The organism is Pseudomonas sp. MYb13, from assembly GCF_002980075.1.
GTDB lineage: Bacteria > Pseudomonadota > Gammaproteobacteria > Pseudomonadales > Pseudomonadaceae > Aquipseudomonas > Aquipseudomonas lurida.
In genome coordinates this window covers 387362-402020 of the sequence record NZ_PCQI01000004.1, presented here as the reverse complement: position 1 = coordinate 402020, position 14659 = coordinate 387362, and the positions used below count along the sequence as shown (strand labels likewise).

Annotated in this window: 14 protein-coding genes; all 14 read right to left on the bottom strand. The window is 61.2% G+C overall.

Annotated elements, in window-relative coordinates; all coding sequences use genetic code 11:
• Positions 1–18: 18 nt before the first annotated feature.
• The 14 genes from CQ002_RS11190 to fliD all read right to left on the bottom strand — a co-directional run bounded on the left by CQ002_RS11190 (position 19) and on the right by fliD (position 14599).
• A complete protein-coding gene (locus CQ002_RS11190) occupies positions 19–1737 on the bottom strand; it encodes a fused response regulator/phosphatase (RefSeq protein WP_034107943.1) in 1719 nt (572 codons plus the stop codon).
• Positions 1734–2039, bottom strand: coding sequence for an STAS domain-containing protein (locus CQ002_RS11185; protein WP_034107945.1), 306 nt, complete (start codon positions 2037–2039; stop codon positions 1734–1736). The genes CQ002_RS11190 and CQ002_RS11185 overlap by 4 nt, the downstream gene beginning before the upstream one ends.
• 88 nt (positions 2040–2127) lie before the next feature.
• The gene (gene fliJ / locus CQ002_RS11180) at positions 2128–2577 is read right to left on the bottom strand and encodes a flagellar export protein FliJ (RefSeq protein WP_028617325.1); all 450 of its coding nucleotides are present in this window, start codon (positions 2575–2577) and stop codon (positions 2128–2130) included.
• A gap of 3 nt (positions 2578–2580) precedes the next feature.
• Complete coding sequence (gene fliI, locus CQ002_RS11175; RefSeq protein ID WP_034107950.1) at positions 2581–3939, bottom strand: flagellar protein export ATPase FliI; 1359 nt, start codon at positions 3937–3939, stop codon at positions 2581–2583.
• On the bottom strand, positions 3929–4693 hold the full coding sequence (gene fliH / locus CQ002_RS11170) for a flagellar assembly protein FliH (protein ID WP_105162649.1): 765 nt from the start codon (positions 4691–4693) through the stop codon (positions 3929–3931). Before fliH ends, fliI begins: the two co-directional genes overlap by 11 nt.
• A gap of 10 nt (positions 4694–4703) precedes the next feature.
• On the bottom strand, positions 4704–5723 hold the full coding sequence (fliG, locus tag CQ002_RS11165; RefSeq protein WP_010208743.1) for a flagellar motor switch protein FliG: 1020 nt from the start codon (positions 5721–5723) through the stop codon (positions 4704–4706).
• Positions 5716–7497, bottom strand: coding sequence for a flagellar basal-body MS-ring/collar protein FliF (gene fliF / locus CQ002_RS11160; protein WP_034107954.1), 1782 nt, complete (start codon positions 7495–7497; stop codon positions 5716–5718). Before fliF ends, fliG begins: the two co-directional genes overlap by 8 nt.
• Positions 7498–7513: 16 nt before the next feature.
• Complete coding sequence (gene fliE / locus CQ002_RS11155) at positions 7514–7843, bottom strand: flagellar hook-basal body complex protein FliE (RefSeq protein WP_015885194.1); 330 nt, start codon at positions 7841–7843, stop codon at positions 7514–7516.
• A 148-nt stretch (positions 7844–7991) separates the two neighbouring features.
• The gene (locus CQ002_RS11150; RefSeq protein WP_034107956.1) at positions 7992–9368 is read right to left on the bottom strand and encodes a sigma-54 dependent transcriptional regulator; all 1377 of its coding nucleotides are present in this window, start codon (positions 9366–9368) and stop codon (positions 7992–7994) included.
• Positions 9369–9375: 7 nt separating this feature from the next.
• Positions 9376–10587 (bottom strand): PAS domain-containing sensor histidine kinase, encoded by a 1212-nt coding sequence (locus CQ002_RS11145; RefSeq protein WP_105163154.1) that lies wholly within the window; start codon positions 10585–10587, stop codon positions 9376–9378.
• Between the two features lie 110 nt (positions 10588–10697).
• A complete protein-coding gene (locus tag CQ002_RS11140) occupies positions 10698–12173 on the bottom strand; it encodes a sigma-54 dependent transcriptional regulator (protein WP_034107959.1) in 1476 nt (491 codons plus the stop codon).
• Between the two features lie 170 nt (positions 12174–12343).
• Positions 12344–12640, bottom strand: a complete 297-nt coding sequence (locus CQ002_RS11135; RefSeq protein ID WP_034108515.1) for a hypothetical protein — start codon at positions 12638–12640, stop codon at positions 12344–12346.
• Positions 12641–12665: 25 nt separating this feature from the next.
• Positions 12666–13070, bottom strand: a complete 405-nt coding sequence (fliS, locus tag CQ002_RS11130) for a flagellar export chaperone FliS (RefSeq protein ID WP_025855861.1) — start codon at positions 13068–13070, stop codon at positions 12666–12668.
• A gap of 140 nt (positions 13071–13210) precedes the next feature.
• The gene (gene fliD / locus CQ002_RS11125; RefSeq protein WP_034107962.1) at positions 13211–14599 is read right to left on the bottom strand and encodes a flagellar filament capping protein FliD; all 1389 of its coding nucleotides are present in this window, start codon (positions 14597–14599) and stop codon (positions 13211–13213) included.
• Between the last annotated feature and the right edge of the window lie 60 nt (positions 14600–14659).

Here is a 14659-nt window from a genome sequence, read left to right as displayed (position 1 = left end):
TGATCAAGAATCGGCGAATTATGCCAGAGCGCCCCAGGAAAACTCCACGCAGACACTGCGCCCTCCATCGGACCAGCGTACATCGCTGCTCAACTGACGCACCAGGCTCAAGCCCCGGCCAGACAGGCGGTCGATACCCAGGGGCCGCGCCAGCACCTGCTCCACATCGAACCCCGGGCCACTGTCTTCGACGCGCAGGGTCAGCTTGCCGCCTGCCTCGGTCGGTACGACCTGCACATGCACGCGTATGTAGCCGCTATTGAGCTGCGCCAGGCGGTCATTACGCTGGCGGTAATACTCGGCGAACCCTCGTGCATCGCATTTGAGCCGTGAATCCAGGCCCAGCACGCCATGCTCCAGGGCATTGGAATACAACTCGGCCATCACGCTGTAGAGCGCCCCGCTCTGCTCCCGCAGGCCGTGGATCTCCAGCAATAGCTGCAGCAGGTACGGCAAGGGGTTGTAACGCTTTAGGGTCTCGGCACGGAATTCGAAACTCACCGACCAATCCAGCGGGCACGACTGCCCGCTGTCGGCATACAACGGCCCGGTGGCACGCAGTTGCTGGCCGGTGTGCAGGGTGATTTCCACCATGCTCACGTCATCCCGCGCCTCGCCTCGAAAGGCCGCCAGGGCCCGTTCAATGTCTTCAAACAAACGGTCAGGCTCGCGGTTGTCGGCGAACACCTGCTGCAAGCGTTCGGCGCCGAACAACTGGTCATTGGCATCGGCGGTATCCAACACCCCATCGGACAGCAGGAACACCCGATCGCCCAACGCCATGGGCCAGACTTCGGTGCGATCATCAAAGGCTTCGGCCGACAGCACCCCCAACGGCAAATGCCGTGACGCCAGCGGCGTGCGCTTGCCGGTGGCGACTTCATGCACATAACCATCGGGCATGCCGCCGTTCCACACCTCCACCACCCGCCGCTGCGTGCTCAGGCACAGCAAGGTGGCGCAGCAGAACATGTCCACCGGCAGGATGCGCTTGAGCTTGGCGTTCATCTCCCGCAGGGTCTGTGCCAGGCCGTAACCCTTGGCGGTCATGCCGTAGAACACTTCCGCCAGGGGCATGGCCCCCACCGCTGCCGGCAAGCCATGACCGGTGAAGTCTCCGAGCAGCACGTGCATATCGCCAGAGGGGGTGTAGGCCGCCAACAACAGGTCGCCATTGAACAGCGCATAGGGCGATTGCAGGTAGCGGATATTCGGCGCGGCATTGATGCAACCGGAATGCGCGACCTTATCGAACACCGCCTTGGCCACCCGCTGCTCATGCAGGAGATAGCCGTGATGCTTGGCGATCAGGTCGCGCTGCTGCAAGACCGTGGCCTGCAACCGACGCAGGCGATCCATGGCATTGATCTTGGCGGCCAGGATCAGCTGGTTATAGGGCTTGGGTAAAAAGTCATCGCCGCCAGCATCCAGGCACTGGGCAAGCGCTTCGCTCTCGCGCAGCGACGTGAGGAAGATCAGCGGCACCAATTCTTCACCCGCCAATTGCTTGATCCGGCGCGCCGCCTCAAAGCCGTCCATCACCGGCATCAGCGCGTCCATCAACACCAGCTGCGGACGCTCGCGGGTAAACACCTCCACCGCTTCAGCGCCGTTGGTGGCGGTGAGTACCTGATGGCCCTGACGCCGCACGATGGTCGACAGCAACAGCAGATCGGCGGCACTGTCTTCGGCGATCAGGATCGTCAGCGGTTCAAGAACCGGGGCCAGGACGCTCAACTGATGTCGAACAGTTTGTCGAAGTTGGAGATGGCGAGGATCTTGCGCACATCGGAGTTGCTGTTGACTACGCTGACTTGCGACTCGTCGCCACCGGCGTGATCACGCAGCAGCAGGAGCATGCCCAGGGCCGAACTGTCCATGTAGGTGGTTTCCTTCAAGTCGACGACGTACAACTCAGGCACTTTATAGTAACGCTCGTAGGCATCGCGAAACGCTTGGTGGCTGCCGAAATCGAACCGGCCTCTTATGGCGATCGTCAATTTGGTCCCATCCAGGGATACTTCTGACTCGACTGACATGCGACTGCTTCCTTGTCATTGGCAATGACACAAGGTTTAGCAGGCGAACCGGTTCTGAGCAACAACTCAGATCAATTGAAGGAGCGGGTTAGAACTGGGATTGGCGCGGAAGACGCTGGGACAGTTCGTCGAGCAGCTTCTGCTCACGCTTGTCTTCAAGCGCCCGGGCTTCGTCGATGTAGCGCTGCACCAGCTTGCGCAGGCCTTCGACTCGAGCAAATGCCGCTTGCCAGCTCTCGCGCGCTTTATCGAGGTTGTTCTGGTGCCACGCCAGGCTTTGGCGTTGCTGGCCAACGGCAGTTTCCAGTTGGTTGAGGAAGCCCTGGTAGCCCATCAGCCATTGGCCGGAAACGCCCTTGCTGCCGCGTTCGATCCACTGCTGTTGGTACTCGCCACGAAAACGCTCCAGGTCGCCCAGTTTGCTTTCCGCCAAACGGACTTGACCCTGGAAATAACCCAGGCGCTGGACGGCGGTTTTCTCGGCCTTTTCGGCCATGTCCACCACCGGGGCCAGGCGCGCTGCGCGGCTGTTGGCCATGGCTTAGCCGCCCGGTGCGGGGGCGAAGATCGACTGCAGGTGCGCTTCGCTTTCGCCCATGCTGATCTTGTCGTTGAGCCCCTGGCGCAGGTAGGTCACCAACTGCGGCTGCAGGGCGATGGCCAAGTCGGTGTCGCGATCACCGCCCGCCACGTAGGCGCCGACGCTGATCAGATCGCGGCTCTGTTGGTAGCGCGACCACAATTGCTTGAATTGTTGCGCGCGAGCCATGTGTTCAGGCGTGACCACCGCCGGCATCACCCGGCTGATGGACGCTTCGATGTCGATAGCCGGGTAGTGCCCTTCCTCGGCCAAACGCCGCGACAGCACGATGTGACCATCGAGCACACCCCGTGCCGAGTCGGCAATGGGGTCCTGCTGGTCATCGCCTTCGGACAGTACGGTGTAGAACGCGGTGATCGAACCCCCGCCCGCCTCGGCATTACCGGCACGCTCCACCAGTTTGGGCAACTTGGCGAACACCGACGGTGGGTAACCCTTGGTAGCCGGCGGCTCGCCAATGGCCAGCGCGATTTCCCGCTGGGCCTGGGCGAAACGCGTGAGCGAGTCCATCAGCAACAGGACGTTCTTGCCCTTGTCGCGGAAATATTCAGCGATACGCGTGCAGTACATGGCAGCACGCAAACGCATCAGCGGCGCATCGTCCGCTGGGGAGGCGACCACCACTGAGCGCTTGAGGCCTTCTTCACCCAGGCTATGCTCGATGAATTCCTTCACCTCGCGACCCCGCTCGCCAATCAGCCCCACCACGATGATGTCAGCCTCGGTGAAGCGGGTCATCATGCCCAGCAACACCGACTTACCCACGCCGGTACCGGCAAACAGGCCCAGACGCTGACCGCGGCCGACCGTCAATAATCCGTTGATACTGCGGATACCGACGTCCAGCGGCACGCTGATCGGGTTACGGTTGAGCGGGTTGATGGTGGGGCCGTCCATTGGCACCCAGTCCTCAGCCTTCATGCCGCCCTTGCCATCCAGCGCGCGACCGGCGCCGTCCAGCACGCGGCCAAGCATGCCCATGCCCATCGGCAGGCGGCCGGTGTCGGCCAATGGCACCACGCGGGCGCCGGGGGCGATGCCCGCCAGGCTGCCCACGGGCATCAAGAAAATCTTGCTGCCGGAAAAGCCCATCACTTCGGCTTCGACCTGCACCGGGTGGTAGCTGTCGTCGTTGATCACCATGCAGCGACTGCCCATGGCGGCGCGCAGGCCTTCGGCTTCGAGGGTGAGGCCGACCATGCGCAACAGGCGCCCTTCGAGGATCGGTTGGCCAGGTAATTCGGTGGCCTCGGTATAACCGCTCAAGCGCTTGGCGAAGCTGGTGCGATCAAGGCGCATCGGGGGCGTCCAGGTCCACGCTCAGGTCGGGCTCTGCCGGGTGCAGGGCCTGTTCGTGAAGTTGATCAAAGAGCTTGGCCATGATCTGGCTGATGCGGGTCTCCACCGTGGCATCGATGCGGCTGTGTTCGGTTTCGACGCGGCAACCACCGGGCTGCAGCGAGGCATCCTCGACGATACGCCAGGTTTCTTCATGCCGCTCGCGCAAGGCCTTGACCTGTTCGAAGTCCTGGGGGTTGATGTACAGCCGCACATTGCCGACGCCCAGGGGCAACAACTTGAGGGCTTCGCGCATCACGCTTTCGATGTGGCTGGAGTCCAGCGTCAGCTCGCGCTGGATCACCTGGCGAGTGATGTGCCGCACCAGGTCGACCATGGCTTTTTCGATCTGCGAGTCCTGCTCGGCGATCGGGTCGAACAACACCCCCATCAAGCGTTCCAGGCTGGCGAGCTTGAGGCTCAGTGCCTCCTCGGCTTCCTGGCGCACCTTGAGGGTGGTGCTGCGAAAACCGTCTTTTTCGCCAGCAGCAAAACCTTCGTTGTAGGCCTCCTGGCGGATGGTTTCCAGCTCTTCAAGGGTCAGTGGCTGGACTTCGTCCAGCGGCACTTCTTCCATTTCTGCTGGCGGCTCTTCAACCGGCTCGGGCTCAGGCTCGGGCACATGCGGATCGAAGCTGGGCAACGACCAGATGTCGAACCCACCGACGTCCCGTGCGCGAATCAGATCGCTGGGCGCCTCATCTTTGTTCGACATGAGAGGCGCCTTAGATCATTTCTTCGCCGCCCTTCCCGCCGAGAACGATTTCTCCGGCTTCGGCCATACGGCGGGCAATGGTGAGGATTTCTTTCTGCGCGGTTTCCACGTCGCTGACACGTACCGGACCTTTGGCTTCCAGGTCGTCGCGCAACAGTTCCGAGGCACGCTTGGACATGTTCTTGAAGATCTTCTCTTTGACGTTTTCGTCCGAGCCCTTGAGGGCCAGTACCAGCACGTCGGAGGACACTTCGCGCAGCAACGCCTGGATGCCACGGTCGTCGACGTCGGACAGGTTGTTGAACACGAACATGAGGTCTTCGATCTGGCCGGACAGGGTGTCGTCGATCTCGCGGATCGAATCCATCAACTGGCCTTCGACCGAGCTGTCGAGGAAGTTCATGATATCGGCCGCGCGCTTGATACCACCCAGGGTGGTACGCGAGGCATTCGAGTTGCCGGAGAACTGCTTCTCCAGAATCGTGTTGAGTTCTTTCAAGGCCGCCGGCTGCACAGTGTTCAGCGACGACACGCGCAGGATGATGTCCAGGCGCACTTTATGGTCGAAATGGCCGAGTACTTCACCGGCCTGGTCCGGGTCGAGGTAGGCCACTACGATCGCCTGGATCTGCGGGTGCTCATAGCGGATCACGTCAGCGACGGCGCGGGGCTCCATCCATTTAAGGCTGTCGAGGCCGCTGGTGTTGCCACCGAGCAGGATGCGGTCGATCAGGCCGTTGGCCTTGTCTTCGCCCAGGGCCGAGGTGAGCATCTTGCGGATGTAGCTGTCGGAGCCGACGCCCAGGCTGGTCTGGTCGCCGACGATCTCGACGAATTCGCTCATCACCTGTTCGACTTGCTCGCGGTGCACATTGCGCATCTGCGCCATGGCCACGCCCACGCGTTGAACCTCCTTGGGGCCCATGTGGCGCAGCACTTGGGCGGCGTCGGTTTCACCGAGGGACAGCAGCAGGACTGCGGCTTTGTCGACCTTGGTGAGCTTGGCAACAGCGGCTCGATTATCACTCATCTGCGTTGATCCACTCTTTCACGACCTGGGCCACACGGCCCGGGTCTTCTGCCACCAGACTCTTGATTGCATTCAGCTGAGCGTCATAGCCTTCGCTCGGGCTTGGCAACAGGATGCTTTGCGGGCCACCGAGGCTGACGCGGTCGTTGGCCAGTTCGCCGTCCAGGCCGCCCATGCCACCCAACTCGACGTCACTGCCCCCGAAAGCGGCCAGTTGTTTCTTGCCGTTGCCGGTGATGTTGTTGAGCACCGGGCGCAGCACGCCGAATACCAGTACCAGGATGAACAACACACCCAGCACTTGCTTGACGATGTCCCAGAACCACGGCTGCGAGTAGAACGCCGGCTCGGCAATCACTTCGCCGCGCTCTGCGGAGAACGGCATGTTGATCACGCTGACACTGTCACCACGGCTGGCGTCAAAACCGACGGCGTCCTGTACCAGGCGAGTGAAGCGTGCCAACTCGTCGGCGCTCCATGGGGCACGGGTAACGGCACCATCTGCGGCATTGACCTTGACCTGGTCATCCACCACCACCGACACCGACAGGCGATTGACGCGGCCTTGTTGCTGCTTGGTGTGGCTGATGGAACGATCGAGTTCGAAGTTCTTGGTGGACTGGTTACGCTTGTCCGCCGGGTACGGTGCGAGCATGGGCTGGCCGGTAGCCGGGTCCATGATCTGCTGGCCGTTGGCGTCCAGCAATGGCTGGCCAGGTTGCACCGCACCTGCGCTGGCCGCCGCACCACCAGTGGTTTGCGGGGCTGAGGCCGGCGCTGGCGGCTGGTTGCTCAGGGCACCCGGCACACCTTGCGGCGGGCCATTGGCGGCGGTGCGTTGTTCGCTCGTGGACTGCTCGCTGCGCAACGCCGGCTGGTCGGGGTTGAACTGCTCGGAGGTCGACTCCACGGCACTGAAGTCCACGTCGGCGGACACTTCTGCCTTGTAGCGGTCGTTGCCCAGCACCGGTTGCAGGATGTTATGCACACGCTGGGTCAGCATGCTTTCGACGCGACGGCTGTAGTCGAACTGCTTGCCGGCCTGGGTCAGCGCGGAGTTTTCCGCCTGATCGGACAGCAGGTTGCCCTTCTGGTCCACCACGGTGATCTGCGATTTGCTCAGTTCAGGCACGCTGGTGGCGACCAGGTTGACGATCGCCAGCACCTGCCCAGGTTCCAGGGAGCGGCCAGCGAACAGTTCGACCAACACCGAGGCGCTCGGCTTGCGCTCATCGCGCACAAACACCGAGCTTTTCGGGATGGCCAGGTGCACGCGGGCACCCTTGACGTTGTTCAAGCTGGAGATGGTGCGCGCCAGTTCGCCTTCCAGGCCACGACGGTAGCGGGTGGCTTCCATGAACTGGCTGGTACCCAGGCCCTGGTCCTTGTCGAGTATTTCAAAACCGATGTTGCTGTCGGACGGGGTCACGCCAGCGGCGGCGAGCTTCATGCGCGCGCGGGCCACATCGTCGGCCTTGACCAGCAGGGCCCCGGAGTTGGGCTCCACGGTGTAGGCGATGTCGGCGGCGGCCAGGGTTTCCATGATCTGCTTGGAGTCCATGCCCGCCAGGCTGCCGTAAAGCGGCCGGTAATCGGGTTGCTGCGACCACAACACCACGGCAAAACCAATCGCCACGCTGGCAGCCAGGCCGACCATCAGGCCTACCTGACGCAACATGGTCATTTCGGAAAGGTTTTCCAGGAACGACAGGCCAAACAGCGGCGGCTTGCCGTCTGCCTTGGCGGGTGCGTTGTCCACGACTGCTTCTGCCATGACTTAAATCTCGTCCTTAAACCGGCATCTGCATGATGTCTTGGTAAGCCTGAACCAACTTGTTACGCACCTGGGTCAGCGCCTGGAACGAAACGCTGGCCTTTTGCGAGGCGACCATCACATCGGTGAGGTCCACGCCGCTTTTGCCGATCTCGAACGCGTTGGCCAACTGGCTGGAAGCTTGCTGGGTGTCACTGACTTTGTTGATGGCCTGGCCGAGCATGTCGGCGAAGCTGCTTTGGCCCAATTCCGGCGCTGGCGCGACGGATTTCGGTTGAGCCATGGCATCCATTTGCATGGAGCGCATATCCAACATCAACCGATTGAACTCAATACCCTGGCTCATGAACTTCTCTCTCCGACAACCCGCATTTTTTTTGACGCTACGCCGCAATTACTAGGGGAGGTAGCAACAAGGGTGCCAGCTCTGTATCAACTCGTAAGAAAAGGCGACAAACCTTGTCGGCCTTGGTACCAATGGCCTGGATAATTACTTAGGTGGCGAACAGATACGCTTCCACATCCATGCCGGCATCGCGCATCTGCGCCAGCTTGTAGCGCAAGGTACGCGGGCTTATTCCCAGGCGCTCGGCGGCCTCTTTACGGCGGCCACGCTCGGATCGCAGGGTGTCGATGATCATCTGGAATTCGCGGCGCCGCAGGTCATCGCCCAAGGCACCGGCGGTTTCGGTTTCGACAATCACTGGCGCGGGCGCCAGGGTCGGCAGCGGCGCGACACCGCTGCCCATGGCCAGGCAAAAATCCTGCGGCTGGATCAGGCCACCCTGTTGCAGGATCAACGCCCGCTGGATGGCGTTGTCGAGTTCGCGCACATTCCCCGGCCACGGGTAGCCGATCAGGCAAGCCTGGGCCTCGGGCGACAGGCGCGCCTGGGCATGCTTCATTTTTTTGACGTGGTTGTTGAGCAGGCGCTCGGCCAGCGGAATGATGTCCGCCGGACGCTCGCGCAACGGGCGCCAGGCCAGGGGGAATACGGAAAGTCGATAGAACAGGTCCTCACGGAAGCGCCCCGCCGCCACTTCGCCCGCCAGGTCGCGGTTGGTGGTGGCCACCACGCGGATGTCCAGCTGGATCGGCTTGCGTGCGCCGACGCGTTCCACTTCACGCTCCTGCAGCACCCGCAGCAACTTGGCTTGCAGGCCCAGGGGCATCTCCGAAATCTCGTCGAGCAGGATGGTGCCGCCGTCGGCCTGCTCGAACTTGCCCGCCTGGGCCGCAATGGCGCCGGTGAACGAGCCTTTTTCGTGGCCGAACAGCGTGGCTTCGAGCATGTTGTCGGGAATCGCCGCGCAGTTGATGGCGATAAAAGGTTGCTTGGCGCGGGTCGATTGCTGGTGGATGTAGCGGGCCAGCACTTCCTTGCCCGTGCCGGACTCGCCGGAAATCAACACCGTGGAATCGCTGCGCGCCACGCGGGCCGCCAGCTCCAGCAATTGTGCACTGGCCGGTTCGAAGGCAATCGGACCCTCGCCATCACTGGCCGGGATCACACCCAGGGCATGCCGCGCGACCAACTCGATCAAGGCCTTGGGTTCAAATGGCTTGACCAGGTAATCCGCCGCGCCCTGGCGCATGGCATCGACTGCACGCTCAACGGCGCCGTGGGCGGTCATCAGCAACACTGGCAGTTGCGGCTGACGCGCACGCAACAGGCCAAGCAACTGGTGCCCGTCCATGCCAGGCATGTTCACATCGCTGACCACCAGGCTGAAGGACTCCTGCTCCACCGCCTCCAAGGCGTCTTCGGCAGAACCGACCGCCCGGTAGTCATGGCCCGCCAACAGCAGCGTGTCAGCCAATGCTTCACGCAGGGCGCGATCGTCTTCCACCAACAGAACCTTGATAGCCATAACCTTTCTACTCCGCGCTTGCCGCGCATGAAAACAGCGGCAAGGTCATCAATGCACAGGTGCCACGCCCAACCCGGGAGTGCAGCTGCAATTCTCCCTGATGGGCACGCGCTACTGCCTTGACCACGGTCAGGCCCAGGCCGGTACCGTTGGTCTTGGTGGTGAAAAAAGGTTCGCCCAGACGCTGCAATACGGCGGGCTCGATACCGCTGCCACTGTCGCTGATGCACAGGCGCAGGTTTTGCTCGCGGTTGTACAGGTGCACCTTGAGCCGCGCACCGGGGCCGCTGGCCTGGATGGCGTTCTCGATCAAGTTGAGCAGCGAACCAACAAGCGTGTCGCGGTTGCACAGCAACTCACCGAGGTGGCTGTCGCACTGCCAGCGCACTTGTACCTCTTGAACATGGGTAGCGGCCGCCGCCTGCAGGGCCTGCATCAACTCGGCCGGGGTGATGCGGTCGGTCAGCGGCAATTCGCCGCGGGCAAACACCAGCATGTCGCGCACCTGGTGTTCCAATTCGTGCAGGCGCTCCTTGAGGCGCCCGGCAAACCGTTGGTGGGTCGCGGCAGGCAACTGTTCATCAGTCAAATGACTGGCGTAGATCAACGCCGCCGACAGCGGTGTACGGATCTGATGCGCCAGGGAAGCAACCATGCGCCCCAACGACGACAAACGCTCGTGACGCGCCAACTGGTCTTGCAGATGACGGGTTTCAGTCAGGTCGTTGAGCAGCACCAACTGGCCCGGCTCCGCGTCCAGGGAGCGGGTCGCGATAGACAGGCGACGGCCGTCCTTGAGGGAGATTTCGTGGCCATCGTCTTCACGCGGTGCAAAGCAGCGGGTGATGACGTGGCGCCACAGTTCACCCTCCAGCGGCAGGCCGAGCATGTCGCAGGCAGCCGGGTTGGCCTCGCGCACGCGCCCTTCTTCGTCGATGACGATCACGCCACCGGGCAGCAGCGACAGCAGGTTCTGCAGACGGTTGGCGAGGCGCTCTTTCTCGGCCAACTCTTCCATGCGCTGGGCACTGACCACCGCCAACTCGCCTTTAAGCTCGGAGACCCGGGCTTCGAGCAGGCTGTAGGAGTCGGTCAATTGGCTGGACATCTGGTTGAACAGCGAAAAGGCCTGTTCCAGGCCCTGGCGGCTTTGCTGTTCTACAGACGGAACGAGCCCCGCGATGGCAGGGCTGGAAGAATGTTGGGCGGCGTGGGGCATCATGCTCTCTCGCTTGGCTGACCGTCAGTTAAACGGAACGTTGCGAGGGCTGTAGCAATACCCGTGCCGAAAAAAATAGTCTTACTTTTCAGTCAGTTGAAAAACAGGCGTCAATCATCCGCCTGTTCATCACCTTCTTTGCGGCTCATACCGTACTTGCGCATCTTCTCCACCAAGGTGGTTCGACGGATGCGCAGGCGCTCGGCGGCACGGGCGACGATGCCGTTGGCATCGTCCAACGCCTGTTGAATCAAGCCTTGTTCCAGGTTGCCGAGGTAGTCCTTCAAGTCCAGGCCTTCGGGCGGCAGCATGGCGGTAGAGCCGAAGTCCGGGGTATGGCCGTTGATGGCCACGCGCTCTTCCATGTCGCTGCGCAGGCTGTCGACCAGTTGCTCGTCTTCGTCGTCGACGTAGCGGAATTTCTTCGGTAACTCGACCACGCCGATCACACCATAGGGGTGCATGATCGCCATGCGCTCCACCAGGTTGGCCAGCTCGCGCACGTTGCCCGGCCAGCCGTGGCGGCACAGGGACATGATTGCTGCGGAGTTGAAGCGGATCGAACCGCGCTTTTCATGCTCCATGCGCGAGATCAGTTCATTCATCAACAACGGGATGTCTTCCACGCGCTCACGCAGGGGAGCCATCTCGATCGGGAATACGTTGAGGCGGTAGTACAGGTCTTCGCGGAAGCTGCCAACCTCGATCATGCTCTCGAGGTTTTTGTGAGTCGCCGCGATGATGCGCACGTCGACGCTCTGGGTCTTGTTGCTGCCCACGCGCTCGAAGGTACGCTCTTGCAATACGCGCAACAGCTTGACCTGCATCGGCAGCGGCATGTCGCCGATTTCGTCGAGGAACAGCGTACCGCCGTTGGCCAGCTCGAAACGCCCGGCACGGCTGGTGATCGCCCCGGTAAAGGCGCCCTTCTCGTGGCCGAACAATTCGCTTTCGAGCAGCTCTGCCGGGATCGCCCCGCAGTTGACCGGCACGAAAGGCCCGTCGCGGCGCTTGGAGTGATAGTGCAGGTTGCGCGCGACCACTTCCTTGCCGGTACCGGACTCGCCGAGTATCAGCACGCTGGCGTCGGTGTCGGCAACCTGCTGCATCATCTGGCGCACGTGCTGGATGGCACGGCTGGTGCCGACCAGGCTGCGGAACAGGTTGGGTTCACGGTGGCGACCGCGCTCGCGCGCCTGGTCGTACATCTCGCGATAGACCTGGGCACGGTGCAGGGAGTCCAGCAGTTTACTGTAGCTGGGGGGCATTTCCAGGGTAGAAAGCACTCGGCGGCGCTGGTCTTCCGGCAGGTCGACGGAAGAAATATCGCCCATTAGCAACACGGGAAGGAACTCATCCCACGTAGACAGTGTCTTTAACAAGCCCAAAACACCGCCAGGAGCGTTTACCGTCCCGATCAGCACACAAATGACTTCACGGCTCGACGACAATGAGCTGACCGCCTGCTGCCAATCATGGCTGCCGCAGGGCAGATTTTCTTCGCCAAGAAAATTCAAAATCACCGCTAAATCGCGGCGGCGGACGCTATCGTCATCAATCAGCAGAATTTTGGTTTCACGCCACATGCAATAGCAACTTCCCTAGTAAAACTTCCTGCCCCGAAGTGAGGGCAATCGAGACGTCTGTAAGACTTTGTACCTTACTAGACGTCTGAAATCTGAAAACAGCACTAGTTAAGTCAAAAATGCTGGCACAGTCAAATATATGACGCGCCGTTCGGACTAACTGAGCCCATTCAGCCGAACAGATGGTAAACCTTTGACGCGTTTTTCGCTCGGTTGATCAGCGACATCTCTTCAAAAATCGCCTGGCGCTCGCCGGTCGTCACCTCAAGCAACTGCTGATACACCGCCAGCAAGCTCTCCAACTTCTCTCGCAGCACGTCCTCGTTCACTGGCACCTCGCTGAGCACTTCCTCGATCACGTTGCGGCAGCCCAGGTCGAGTTCGCCGATGGCGTCCCAATTCCGTTCCGCCAGCGCGCCGATCAGGGCTTCGCGGGTTTCGTCTATGCGTTGCAGTGCGTGGCTCATGATGTGTTCCTCAAGGCCGATGGCCTTATTGTGCGGCACCTTGTGGTGTTGCGATGGCATCCCAGCCTTCTTTCACGGTAATCAGCAACCGAGCGACTTCGTCGATCATGCTGGCATCGTTGTGCAGATTGGCTTCCATCAAACGGTTGGTCATGTACGCGTACAGACTTTCCAATTGCTGGACGTAAGCCGGATCTTCGCTCTTCTCCGCATCCAGGCCATCGCGCAGGCCGATGATGATGTCCACCGCCTTGCCGAGCATCAGGCCCTTCTGTGCGATGTCCCCACGAGCCAATGCACCTTTGGCCTGCGCCATGCGGTCAAGCCCGCCCTCCATCAGCATTTGCACCAGGCGATGCGGGCTGGCTTCGGAGATCTGGGCATGGGAATTGACCTTCTGGTATTGGCGAAGGGCTCTCATGGGATTCATGGTTCTACCTCGTGACAGGTAACAGCGAAAAGGATTTCAGTAACCATTGTGTCGACTGGGTCGCAAAAAACTTTAACCCGATGGTCTTTTGAAGAACAAAGCCCAGGTCAGTGGACCTGGGCTTTTTCATGGGCGCGCGATCAACTGCTCTTCTGGTTGTTCAGCGCGTTGAGGGTACCCATGATGTTGTTACTTTGCTGACGCAGCTGGGCGACCAGGGAGTCCATCGCCGCGTATTTGCGGGTCAGGCTGTCGGTCAGGTCCTGGACGTGGGCGTCGAGGTCGGACTGATCCTTGGACAGCTTCTTGAGGCTGTCGGACAGCGCCGTGGTGCGGGTCGCGAACACGCCGGTGGTGGGCTTGGCGTAATCCTCGGTCGCAGCGTTCATGCGGGCCAGCAGACCATCCTTGCCACCCAACATGCTGTTGATGTCAGCTGCGTTGGTCAGTACGGCCTTGTCAAAGGCTTTGTCATCCATGGTCAGCAGGCCCGTGCCGGAGTCAGTACTGATCCCGAACTGCGCCAGGGACTTGAGCGCGCCGTTGCCGGACAGTGCGTTGAACTCTGTCCGCAGGGCGCTTTGCAGCGAACGCATGTTCGCATCACCGGTCAAGGTTGCCGACACGGAGTTACCCGCCGCATCCTTGGTCACCTTGGTTTCGGTATTGATCGCCTTGAGCAGGGCATTGTAACTGTCGACAAAGCCTTTCACCCCGGACTTGAGGGCGGCGCTGCTCGTACTCACGGAGATAGTGGTCACAGACTTGGTGGAGTCGGTACTGCTTACCGGCGGCGAGACCGACAGCAGCTTGATGCTCACGCCACTGACCGCTTCGGTGATGTTGTTGGTCTTGGAGGTGTAGGCAACACCGTCAATAGTGTATTCGGCGTTCTGAGGCTCATCGATCACCTTGTAGCCTGTATCGATTCCCGAATTGCCCGACAATGTCAGGTCCGACCCCACACCGCCGGTGGTGGAGGTCAACACCATGCGCGAGCCACTGGCGTCGGTCACGATGTTTGCGCTGAGCCCCGACGTGCCAAACTGCGTGTTGATCGAGTCACGTACGCTCTGTAGCGTCGCGCCGGGCGGGATGCTCACGTCGAACTTCTTGCCAGACTGGGAGATCGACAATGTGGTGGCGGTGCTGCCCTTGTTGACGACCGTCGAGGCGCCGCCCGCCAGCGTAGCGGTCGAAAGTTTCGACGGCTGGGCCAACTTATTGACCACCAGGTTGAAACTGCCGTTGGCAGCGCCCTTGCCGGTGGTCATGGTGGCGACTTTTTCGTTCGAAGACGTACCGGTCAAGCCGCTGAAGCTGTTGTCGTCAGTCGTGCTCTTGAGGTAGCCACGAAACGCGTCCAGGGCCGCCTGGATCTTGCCGATCGACGACAGCTGGGTGGTCGCTTTCTGTGACTGGGTGTTGATCTGGGTCTGCTTCGGCGCCCGATCGGCGTCCACCAGGGACTTCACGATACCCTGGATGTCGATGCCAGAACCAACACCGTTAACAGTTGTACTCGCCATCGTCTTTCTCCTAATGCGGTTGTTGCCGCTTTCTTGACGAACAACACTTCAAGAAATCAT

Coding starts and splice junctions, on each gene's coding strand:
- fliG (WP_010208743.1), bottom strand. CDS start 5,723: ATGAGTGATAATCGAGCCGCTGTTGCCAAGCTCACCAAGGTCGACAAA.
- CQ002_RS11135 (WP_034108515.1), bottom strand. CDS start 12,640: ATGAGCCACGCACTGCAACGCATAGACGAAACCCGCGAAGCCCTGATC.
- fliI (WP_034107950.1), bottom strand. CDS start 3,939: ATGCGCCTTGATCGCACCAGCTTCGCCAAGCGCTTGAGCGGTTATACC.
- fliJ (WP_028617325.1), bottom strand. CDS start 2,577: ATGGCCAACAGCCGCGCAGCGCGCCTGGCCCCGGTGGTGGACATGGCC.
- fliE (WP_015885194.1), bottom strand. CDS start 7,843: ATGAGCCAGGGTATTGAGTTCAATCGGTTGATGTTGGATATGCGCTCC.
- fliD (WP_034107962.1), bottom strand. CDS start 14,599: ATGGCGAGTACAACTGTTAACGGTGTTGGTTCTGGCATCGACATCCAG.
- fliS (WP_025855861.1), bottom strand. CDS start 13,070: ATGAATCCCATGAGAGCCCTTCGCCAATACCAGAAGGTCAATTCCCAT.
- CQ002_RS11140 (WP_034107959.1), bottom strand. CDS start 12,173: ATGTGGCGTGAAACCAAAATTCTGCTGATTGATGACGATAGCGTCCGC.
- fliF (WP_034107954.1), bottom strand. CDS start 7,497: ATGGCAGAAGCAGTCGTGGACAACGCACCCGCCAAGGCAGACGGCAAG.
- fliH (WP_105162649.1), bottom strand. CDS start 4,693: ATGTCGAACAAAGATGAGGCGCCCAGCGATCTGATTCGCGCACGGGAC.
- CQ002_RS11150 (WP_034107956.1), bottom strand. CDS start 9,368: ATGGCTATCAAGGTTCTGTTGGTGGAAGACGATCGCGCCCTGCGTGAA.
- CQ002_RS11145 (WP_105163154.1), bottom strand. CDS start 10,587: ATGCCCCACGCCGCCCAACATTCTTCCAGCCCTGCCATCGCGGGGCTC.
- CQ002_RS11185 (WP_034107945.1), bottom strand. CDS start 2,039: ATGTCAGTCGAGTCAGAAGTATCCCTGGATGGGACCAAATTGACGATC.